We start from the raw sequence: 10,367 nt of genomic DNA on the forward strand, positions 1-10,367 counted from the left end.
AGGTGGGGAGACAGGTCCCCGACGCCGATCGGCAGGACGGCCGCGGCCGAGTCTCCGGACGGCACCGGCGCGTGGGGTGGTGGTCCAGCTCGGGGCGGGCCTCGTGCCGTCGGCGGGGCATCCCCGGCGCGCCTCGCACACCAGTGCGCACTGGATCGCTCATGACACCGTTCTCACTGGCAACCCCCGGATCGCGTGCGCACCCGTTCGCGTGCGGGGCGGGGAGCGGGGCGTCCGCACGGGGTGCGAGGCATCGGCACGGAGTGGGGTGTCTTCGTGAGGGGAGCGGGGCACCCGTTCGCGTCCGGGGCGCGTGGCACGCGGCGGGGTGTCCGCGTGGGGCGTGGGGACGGGGCGTCCGCACGGGGCGCGGGGCGTCCGCACGGGGCCTGGGTCGGGTGCTGGCCGGGTACCAGACACCCTCGTCCGGCGAGCATTCCGGACGCCTCAGGGCGGGCCGGTACGTTGGGGGTGTGGAGACGCCAGTGGAGACCGAGACCGCCACGACCGAGCCGCCGCGTCCGGGCCCGCTGTTCGACGAATTCGCGCGCGGCTACGACTTCGCCCTCGACTCATACCAGGTCGCGGCGTGTGCGCATATCGAGGCGGGGTCGGGCGTCCTGGTGGCGGCGCCGACGGGTGCCGGCAAGACGGTGCCGGGGGAGTTCGCGGTGTTCCTGGCGCTGCGACAAGGGCGGAAAGCGTTCTACACGACCCCGATCAAGGCGCTGTCGAACCAGAAGTACCACGACCTCGTCGCCCGTTACGGGGCCGATCAGGTCGGCCTGCTCACGGGCGACACGTCCCTGAACGGCGAGGCCCCGATCGTCGTCATGACGACCGAGGTGCTGCGCAACATGATCTACGCCGGGTCGCGCACGCTCGGCAACCTCGGCTTCGTGGTGATGGACGAGGTGCACTACCTCGCCGACCGGTTCCGCGGCGCCGTGTGGGAGGAGGTCATCATCGGCCTCGCCGAGTCGGTGCAGGTGGTCGCGCTGTCGGCGACCGTCTCCAACGCGGAGGAGTTCGGCGACTGGCTCGCCGAGGTCCGCGGCGAGATGGCGATCGTGGTCTCCGAGCGGCGTCCGGTGCCGCTGTATCAGCACGTGGTCGCCGGACGCCGGCTGTACGACCTGTTCGCCGAGACCGCCCCCACCGCGCTGCCGCAGCCGGGGGCGTCCGCCGATGTGAACCCCGAGCTGCTGCGGCTGGCGAAGGAGGAGGCGAGGTTCGTCCGCGACGACTCGCGGGCCGCCCGCGGACGGCGCGCCCGCGACCGCATCGAGCGCAACGCGGGACGCCGGGACGGCGACCGGGGGCGTCCGAAGTTGATCCCCCGGCGGGACGCGACGATCGAGCTGCTCGAACGCGCCGGCCTGCTGCCCGCGATCTACTTCATCTTCAGCCGTCAGGGCTGCGACGCGGCCGTCGGGCAGCTCATGACGTCGGGGCTGCGGCTCACCACGGGCCACGAGCGGGCGCAGCTCGACGAGATCGCGGAGCGGCACTGCGGGTCGGTGCTGCGTCCGGACGACCTCGACGCGCTGGGCTACCGGTCGTTCCTGGAGGCGTTCCGGCGGGGCATCGCCGCCCACCATGCCGGGCTGCTGCCGGCGTTCAAGGAGTGCGTGGAGGAGGCGTTCGTCCGCGGGCTGGTCAAGGTCGTCTTCGCCACCGAGACGCTCGCGCTCGGCATCAACATGCCCGCGCGGAGCGTCGTGCTGGAGAAGCTGGTCAAGTACAACGGCGAGACCCATGCCGACATCACGCCGGGCGAGTACACGCAGCTCACCGGCCGTGCCGGACGCCGCGGCATCGACGTCGAGGGGCACGCGATCGTGCTGTGGCAACGCACGATGGATCCGCGGCAGGTCGCGGGGCTGGCGTCCCGGCGCACGTACCCGCTGCGCTCGTCGTTCTCGCCGACCTACAACATGGCCGTCAACCTGGTCGGCACGGTGGGCCGCGAGCACGCGCGGACGCTGCTGGAGCAGTCGTTCGCCCAGTACCAGTCCGACCGCTCGGTCGTGGGGCTGGCCCGCGGCGTCGCGCGCAACGAGCGCCGCGCCGAGGAGCTGTGGGCGAAGGCGTCCTGCGATCGCGGCGACTTCCGCGAGTACGCCGGCCTCCGCGAGCAGATCGGACGCCTCGAGGCCGACGCTGCCCGCTCCCGCAAGGCCGATCGCCGGCAGGAGACCCTCGACGTGCTCACGGGGCTGCACCCCGGCGACATCGTCCACGTGCCCGCCGGACGCCACGAGGGCTGGGCGGTCGTCGTCGACCCCGGCCTCGGCAACCTGCGCGAAGGGCCGCGCCCGCTGCTGATGACCCACGAGAAGCAGCTCAAGCGGCTGGCGCTCCACGACTTCCCGACGCCGCCGCCCGTCGCCGGACGCATGCGGATCCCCAAGCACTTCAACCCGCGCGAGCCCGCCGCCCGCCGCAACCTGTTCGCCGCGTTCCGGTCGCGGCTGGCCGAGGTGGAGGCGTCCCCCGACCGCTACCGCCCGGCGCCCATGGACGCCGAGATCGCCGCCCAGGTCGAGCAACTCCGCGAGCAGATGCGCGCCCACCCGTGCCACGACTGCCCCGACCGCGAGGCGCACGCCCGGTTCGCCGAGCAGGCGCTGAAGCTGGAGCGGGATAGCGAGGCGCTGCGCCGGCAGTCGGAGAAGCGGACGAACACGATCGCCGTCCGGTTCGACCGCATCTGCACGGTGCTGGAGTCGCTCGGCTACCTCACCGAGGGCGGCGAGACGGTCACCGACGCCGGACGCACCCTGAGCCGCATCTACTGCGAGCTCGACCTCGTGGCGGCCGAGTGCGTCCGGGCCGGGCTGTTCGACGAGCTGACCGCGCCCGAGTTCGCCGCCGTCATCTCGACGCTGATCTACGAGGGCCGCGGCGGGGAGTCGCGGCGTCCGGCGCGCATGCCGAACCGCTCGACCGAGATCGCCCAGTCCGCGCTGCGGACGGTCTGGCGGGACGTCGGCCTGCTCGAGCGCGACCAGCGCCTCGAGCGGCACCGCGACCCCGACATCGGCTTCGCCGAGCCGGTCTTCGCGTGGGCGTCCGGGCTGTCGCTGGCCGAGGTGCTGGAGGAGTCCGAGCTGACCGCCGGCGACTTCGTCCGGTGGACGCGGCAGGTCATCGACCTCGCGGGGCAGCTCGCGGACGCCGCCGGCCCCGGCGTCGTCCGGACGACCGCCCGCGAGGCGATCGACCTCCTCCGGCGCGGGGTGGTGGACGCGGCCCCCGAGGCCGACTGAGGTGCGCGCGGCGTCCGGGGCGTGATGGGATGGGCGCATGATCGCGATCATCCTGAAATGGCATGTCAAGCCGCAGTACGCGGACCAGTTCCCGCAGTTGGTCAGCGAGTTCACGCAGGCCTGCCGCGCCGAGCCGGGCTGCCTCTGGTTCGAATGGGCGCGCAGCGTCGACGACCCGAACGTCTACCTCGGCACCGAGGCCTACGCGGATGCCGCCGCCGGCAAGGCGCACGTCGAGAGCGAGCACTTCAAGAAGGCGATGGCGACCCAGGGCGAGTATGCGGCGCGGCGTCCGCAGATCGTCAGCGTCGAGACGCCCGGCGACGGCTGGAGCGAACTGGGCGAGATCCAGATGGACGACTGACCCGTCGGCCCCCACGACTCCGGACGCCCGGGGCGTTCCCGCGGGAACGCCCCGGGCGTCCGTGGTTTCGCCCGAGCGGCGCCGGGGCCGCGCCCGGACGCCGCGCTCAGTCGAGCGATTCGAACTTGCGCGCCCAGGCGGAGCGGATGGGGTTGGCGTCCGCGACGAGGGTGTCGAAGCGGCGGTCGGCGATGTTCGCGACCTCGCCGACGGCCTTGTGATGCTCGCGCCCGGGTGAGGACTCGACCCGCCGCCAGGCGTCGGCGAGCACCTGCGGCAGCGTCGTCTGGTTCGTGATCGCCACGACGAGCGGCTGGCCGAACTTCTCGCGGTAAGCCGACGCGGCCTCCGACAAGGCGGAACGGTCGGCGTCGTCCATGCGGGAGAGGGCGAGCGAGCCGGTCTCGGCGATGGCGCGGGTCTCCTCGTCGCTGCGGCCGCGGCTGTCGCCGAGCAGCAGGTCGGAGATGTCGGTGTAGGACCGGATGAGGGCGCGCTGCTGGTCGGGCGTGCCGGCCAGGATCGCCTCCTGAAACGCGGCGCGCAGGTCGGCGGCCGAGGCGAACGGACGCCTCCGCCAGGCCTCCTCCACCGGCCAGGTCTCGCCGACGTAGAGGCCGCGGAAGGCGTCCACGAACTGGGCCTGGTCCATGCGGTTGACCTCGTCCAGGCTCACGGAGCGCTCGCCGGCGAGCGCGACGTCGGGGCCGGAGCGGCGTCCGAGATGGTGGAACACGATGTTCAGGATGATCGCGGTCAGCGAGCCGATCGTGACGCCCGAGCCGAACAGGATGGACGCCCAGGCCGGCACGGCGTCCGCGATGCCGGGCTGCAGCGTCACGAGCATGGCCAGCGCCAGCGATGTCGAGACGATGACGACGTTCGCGTTGTCGTGCATGTCGGCCTTCGCGAGGGTCTGCAGCCCGACGACGGCCACGTTCGCGAACATGGCGAGCGACGCGCCGCCCAGCACCGGACCGGGGATCGCGGCGACCACCGCGCCCGCCTTCGGGATCAGGCCGAGCACGATCATGATGCAGCCCGCCATGGCGACGACCCAGCGGCTCTTCACGCGCGTGAGGCGCACGAGGCCGACGTTCTGCGCGAAGCCCGTGTACGGGAAGCTGTTGAAGATGCCGCCCAGCATCGTCGACAGCCCGTCGGCGCGCAGGGCGGCGGCGACGTGCCCCGGGCGGATCCGTTTGCCGACGACCTCGCCCGTCGCGAAGACGTCCCCGGTCGTCTCGACGGCGGTGATCGCCATGACGACCAGCATGGAGATGATGGACGCCACCCCGAACTGCGGCAGCCCGAAGAAGAACGGCGTGGTCAGCCCGACCCAGGAGGCGTCCCCGACCTGCGAGAACGAGGCGTCGCCGAGCACGAGCGCGACGAGCGTGCCGGCGACCAGGCCGATGAGGACGGCGATGGTCGCCATGAAGCCCTTGAAGAACCGCTGGATCAGCACGATCAGCGCGAGCGTGGCGAGCGCGTAGGCGAGGTTGCGCGACAGTTCCCCACCGGACGCCGTGTCGCCGCTCGCGCCGCGCACGATGTCGCCGGCGGAGACGCTGAGCAGGGTCGTCCCCATGATCGTGAGGAGCGTGCCGGTCACGACGGGCGGGAAGAACCGCAGCAGCTTGCTGAAGTAGGGGGCCGCGACGAACGTGACGAGCCCGGCGACGATGATCGAGCCGTAGACCTCCAGCAGCCCGGCGGTGCCGCCGCCGTTGGCGAGCCCGATCGCGATGATGGGGCTGACGGCCGTGAACGTCACGCCCTGCACCAGCGGAAGCCGGACGCCCACGCGCCAGAAGCCGACCGACTGGAGGATCGTCGCGATCCCGCACGTGAACAGGTCGGCGTTGATGAGGTGGACCAGCTCGGCCGTCGAGAGGTGCAGCGCCCCGCCGATCACGATCGGCACGATCACCGCGCCCGCGTAGAACGCGAGCACGTGCTGGACGCCGAGGACGGCGAGTCTCGGCGCCGGGGGCACCTGGTCGACGGGATGGATCACGCGCTGCGGCGCGCTCGAAGCGGACATGCCAACCGAACCCTTCTGGGGATCTCCTGCGGTTTTCGTCAAACCGGACGCCCTCGGGCGCCCCGGCCGGGGTGCCCGGCCGGGGCACACCCTATCCACCCGACGCTCGACGTCGCCGGATGGTCCAGGACGTTCCCGCGGGAACGTCCGCGGGCGACCAGCGACGCCCCGATGCGGGCGCGGCGGTCAGCGAGGGAACACGGCGGACGGCGAATTGGGGAGAACTCCCCATCGATTCCCCGGGTGCCCCCGCCGTAGGTTCGCCGGTATGACCCGAGCCACCCCTCCGCGACCTGCCCGCTCCCACTCGGCGCGACCCCGCCCAGCGTCGGCGCCCCATCGCGCCAAGGCTCTGTCGATCTGGGCGGTCGCGGTCGCGCTGATCCTGGCTGGCTGCACCGCCGGGACGCCCACGGGCTCGGGGGCCGGCGCCCCGGCGTCCGGGCCTGCGGGTCACGCTCTGCCGCCGTCGGCGTTCGCGTCGCTGGCGGGCCGCGGGCCGGGGGTCCGCGATTCGACGCTGCGGCTGGCCGCCGTCGGCCCGAACGTTGTCGCGTCCGCGACGCGCGACGGCAACGTCGCCGAGCCCGCGTACCGCGTGTCGAGCGACGGAGGGCGCACCTGGTCCGATGGACGCCTCAGCGACGTCGCCCGCGCGGCCGCGACGCCGTCGGACGACCGCTCAGGCATCCTGCTCGGCCGGCCGGCGAGCGGCGGCTCGGGGGCGGTCTGGTTCGACTACGGCCGCACCACGGACGCCCGGCACACCTGGACGAGCACAGACGGACGGGTGTGGGAGCGCCGGGCGATCCAGGGCGTCGACCCGCAGGCCTCGGTGGTCGCCGGGGTCGCGACTGCCGACGGGATCGTCCTCGTCGGCAGCACCGCGGGCTCCGACGGTGCCGGGCATCCCGCCGCTTGGACCAGCACCGACGGCCTCCGCTTCACCGGACGGTCGATCCCGGCCGGCGGATGGTTCTCCGCCGTCGCCGCCCGGGGCCGCACGCTCGTCGCCGTGGGTGGCCGCGACCGCGCCGACGACCAGGCCGACCGCGTGCGTGAGCCGGTCGTGTTTCGCTCGACGGATGCCGGGGCGACGTGGAAGCCCGCCGGCGTCCCGACGCCGGAGGACGGCGAGTTCTCCTTCACCCTCACCGACGTCGAGGGTTCCGGCTCCGGGTTCGCCGCGGTCGGCACGTTCTACCGCGACGACTACGAGGTGGCGGCGCTGACGTCGCGCGACGGGGCGTCCTGGGCGCTGGCCCCCGAGTTGACGATGGCCGGCGGGAGCGCCACCGGCGCCCAGATCGTCCGGACGCCGCGCGCCGACGTCGTCCTCGCCAACGTCGATAGCGCCCAGGGCAGCGAAACGCGCGTCGTGCGGCGCGAGGGCCCGGGGTGGAGCACGATCGGGCGTCCGGCGAGCGGGCCCGCCACGATCATGGACGCCGTGTCCGCCGGCGACGCCGTCGTCGCGGCCGCGGACGTCCGGCAAGCGGACGGCCACGGCCGGCCCGAGGCCTGGCTGCTTTCGGCGGGCGGAGCCGGGCTCGAGTCCGTCCCGCTCGCCGTCCCCGCCGAGGGGGCGCCCGTGGTCGAGGGCCTCCGGTTCGTCCGGGACGCCGCGGGCGTCCGGGTGGCCGGCGCCGCCCAGGGCGCCTCCGTCGTCTGGGCGCGACCGCGCCATGACGCCTCCGGTGCAGCCGCGTCCGATGCCGGCTTCGGGCCGCCGAGCCTGGTCGCGGACAGTGACCGGGAGTCCGTGAGCGGCGGGGTCGCGCACGGCGACGAGGTGCTGCTGTTCGGCCGCCGGGACGTGGGCGGCAGCGAGTACGCGCAGACATGGCTGCAGCGGGGCGGTACGACCGCCGTCAGCGGCCCCGACACGTTCTCGACGACGGGCCTCTACCGCTTCTCGGACATCCACGGCGCCGCGTGGGCCGGCGATCGCTGGGTGGTCGTGGGGGAGCGGTCCGGCAACGGGGACGTCCGCGCGTCGGCCCTCGTGGCGACCAGCGCCGACGGTGTCCACTGGCAGGCCGGGCGGCACCAGCGGGTGTTCCGGCGCGGCGACGGCTACGGAAAGTCGGACGCGCTCACCGACCTGGACGGGCTGGCCGGCACGTCCCGGACCATGCTGAGCGTCGCCGGCTTGGGCGCCGGGCTCGTCGCGGTCGGGTCCGTCACCGAGAGGGGGCTCTACAGACCGGCGGCGTGGCTGTCGTCCGACAAGGCGACGTGGCGGCTCGTGCCGCTCCCGCTCGGGCGGGCGTCGGAGGCCGGCGCGCACGAGGTGGCCGTGCTCGGCACGACGATCGTCGCGGCCGGCCGGGCGATGATCGGCCGAAACCTCCGCACGCACGCATGGACCTCAACGGACGCCGGCAAGACCTGGCGCGAGGCGCCTCTTGGGCCTGACGACAGCCCGGACCGGGTCAAGCTCGTCGTCGCCCGCGGACGGATCGTCGCCCTGGTGGGCACCGAGCCCGGGCGGGGCCTGATGCTGCTCACGTCGGCCGACGGGAGCTCGTGGCACCCCGTGGACGCCCCGGCGCTCGCGGTGCCGACGGGTGCGCCCTGGCGCATGAGCGCCGCGGACCTGACGCCCGCGGGCGACGGGGTGGACGTGCTGGTGCGCACGAGCTCGGCGTCCGACGGCCGGTCGACGGTCGTCCATGTGCCGCTCCGATGACGGGAGCGCGGGCTTAAGCTGGCGTCCATGACGATCGCATTCTTGGGAACCGGACGCATGGGCACCGAACTGGCCCTCCACCTGCTGAAGAGCCACGACGTGGTCGTCTGGAACCGCACGCCTGAGCGCACCGCGCGCGTGCAGGACGCCGGCGCGCGCGTCGCGACGTCGGTCGCGGACGCCGTCGCCGGGGTCGAGGTCGTCGTCACGTCGCTGTTCGGGCCGGAGACGGTCCGCGAGGTGATCACCGGCCCGTCGGCGCTGCCGGCGGGCGTCCTGTGGATCGACTCGACCACCGTCTCGCCCGCAGACGCCGACGAATTCGCGGCGTGGGCGTCCGACAAGGGCGTCCGCTATGTGCACACGCCGGTCGTCGGCACGATCGCGCCGGCCCGCGCCGGCAAGCTCGGCGTCTACGTGGGCGGCACGGACGCCGCTGCGCGCGACGAGGCCGAGGAGATCGTCCGGCCGTGGGCCGACCCGGCGCGCCTGCACCAGGTCGACACCGCGGCGCAGGCCGCGACCGCGAAGCTGCTCGCCAACCTGGCGCTCGCGCTGTCGATGCAGGGCCTCGTCGAGGCGCTGCGGCTGGGCCGCGGGCAGGGGCTGGCGCCCGAGCGGGTGCTGGAGCTGCTCGACTCCACGGGGCTGGCCTTCGGCGCGACGATGAAGAAGGCCAAGATCGCCGAGGGCAGCTTCGACGAGGCGGCGTTCACGGCGAACGCCCTGGCCAAGGACATCCGGCTCATGCTCCGCTCGACGCCCGACCCGCTGCCGGCGACGACCGCGGCGTTGGAGTCGTTCCAGCGCGCCCAGGACGCCGGCGAGGGCGAGTACGACATCTCGGTCATCACGAAGCCGGCCCTGGGGGAGTCGTCGGCGCGGTCCTGAGCGCTGGGGGCGCTGCGTCGGCCGCGCCCCCGAGCTGGACGCGGGCGGCGTCCTCAGGAGCCGTCGGTAGGGTGGCGTCCATGAGCGTGGCGATCCGAGTCATCCCGTGCCTCGACGTGACCGACGGCCGGGTCGTGAAGGGCGTGAACTTCGTGAACCTGCGCGACGCCGGCGACCCGGTTGATCTCGCGCGCGCCTACGGCGAGGAGGGCGCCGACGAGCTGACGTTCCTGGACATCTCGGCGTCGGTGCAGGGCCGCGAGACGACCTATGAGGTCGTGACGCGCACCGCGGAGACGGTGTTCATCCCGCTGTGCGTGGGCGGCGGCGTCCGGGGGGTCGAGGACGTCGACCGTCTGCTGCGCACCGGCGCCGACAAGGTCGGCATCAACACGGGGGCGATCCGGCGTCCGGAGGCGATCGACGAGATCACGAACCGGTTCGGCGACCAGGTGTGCGTCCTCAGCCTGGACGCCCGCCGCGAGCCCGGGCACCCCTCCGGCTACGGGGTCACCACGCACGGGGGCCGGCAGTCCGCCGGGCTGGACGCCATCGAGTGGGTGCGGGAGGCCGTCGACCGCGGCGCCGGCGAGGTGCTGCTCAACTCCATGGACGCCGACGGCACGACCGCCGGGTTCGACCTGCAGATGATCGAGGACGTCCGGAAGGTCGTGGACGTCCCCCTGATCGCGTCCGGCGGGGCCGGCACCGTGGACCATTTCGTGGACGCCGCCCGCGCCGGAGCCGACGCCGTGCTCGCGGCGTCGGTGTTCCACTACGGGACGCTCCGGATCTCCGACGTCAAGGACGCCCTTCGCGCGGCGGATTTCCCCGTCCGCTGAGCGTTTCTACCTGACGTTCTCCACCCTCTGGTGTGGAGAACGTCACACAGTTGACCCGCTTGGAGGGCGGTGGGTGCGGCCGTCCGCACGAGTTCTCCCCGGACGGGCCCCACCCCTCGATCGCCACGTGGATCCATGGCCCGCCGACTTGGGCGGGGGTGCGTGTTCCCGGACGCCCACGCCCGCGCCGGCGGCGTCCAGTCGATTCGGACCCACTCGATGAGGGTCTTCCTCTCGATCCCCGCTCAGCGTCGACAGG

The 10,367-nt window shown here is 73.6% G+C and carries 6 protein-coding genes; 5 read left to right on the plus strand and 1 reads right to left on the minus strand.

Annotated features, from left to right (window positions below):
• The first annotated feature begins 473 nt into the window (after positions 1 to 473).
• Positions 474 to 3,272, plus strand: coding sequence for a DEAD/DEAH box helicase (locus WMJ97_RS12375; protein WP_347349306.1), 2,799 nt, complete (start codon positions 474 to 476; stop codon positions 3,270 to 3,272).
• Between the two features lie 37 nt (positions 3,273 to 3,309).
• The gene (locus WMJ97_RS12380) at positions 3,310 to 3,636 is read left to right on the plus strand and encodes a putative quinol monooxygenase (protein WP_347349307.1); all 327 of its coding nucleotides are present in this window, start codon (positions 3,310 to 3,312) and stop codon (positions 3,634 to 3,636) included.
• Positions 3,637 to 3,742: 106 nt separating this feature from the next.
• On the opposite strand, the gene WMJ97_RS12385 is transcribed toward WMJ97_RS12380, so the two are convergent.
• A complete protein-coding gene (locus WMJ97_RS12385) occupies positions 3,743 to 5,683 on the minus strand; it encodes a solute carrier family 23 protein (protein WP_347349308.1) in 1,941 nt (646 codons plus the stop codon).
• Positions 5,684 to 5,951: 268 nt separating this feature from the next.
• Here WMJ97_RS12385 and WMJ97_RS12390 point away from each other — a divergent pair, with 268 nt between their 5' ends.
• The 3 genes from WMJ97_RS12390 (at position 5,952) to hisF (ending at position 10,108) form a co-directional block, all read left to right on the plus strand.
• Positions 5,952 to 8,375 carry a hypothetical protein gene (locus WMJ97_RS12390; RefSeq protein WP_347349309.1) on the plus strand — a complete coding sequence of 808 codons (2,424 nt, stop codon included), beginning with the start codon at positions 5,952 to 5,954 and terminating at the stop codon, positions 8,373 to 8,375.
• A 27-nt stretch (positions 8,376 to 8,402) separates the two neighbouring features.
• Positions 8,403 to 9,266 (plus strand): NAD(P)-dependent oxidoreductase, encoded by an 864-nt coding sequence (locus WMJ97_RS12395; RefSeq protein WP_347349310.1) that lies wholly within the window; start codon positions 8,403 to 8,405, stop codon positions 9,264 to 9,266.
• A gap of 80 nt (positions 9,267 to 9,346) precedes the next feature.
• Positions 9,347 to 10,108: an imidazole glycerol phosphate synthase subunit HisF gene (hisF, locus tag WMJ97_RS12400; RefSeq protein WP_347349311.1), complete on the plus strand. Its 762-nt coding sequence runs from the start codon at positions 9,347 to 9,349 to the stop codon at positions 10,106 to 10,108.
• The last annotated feature ends 259 nt before the right edge of the window (positions 10,109 to 10,367 follow it).

Origin of the sequence: Nigerium sp., assembly GCF_039811905.1 — a bacterium.
GTDB lineage: Bacteria > Actinomycetota > Actinomycetes > Propionibacteriales > Propionibacteriaceae > Propioniciclava.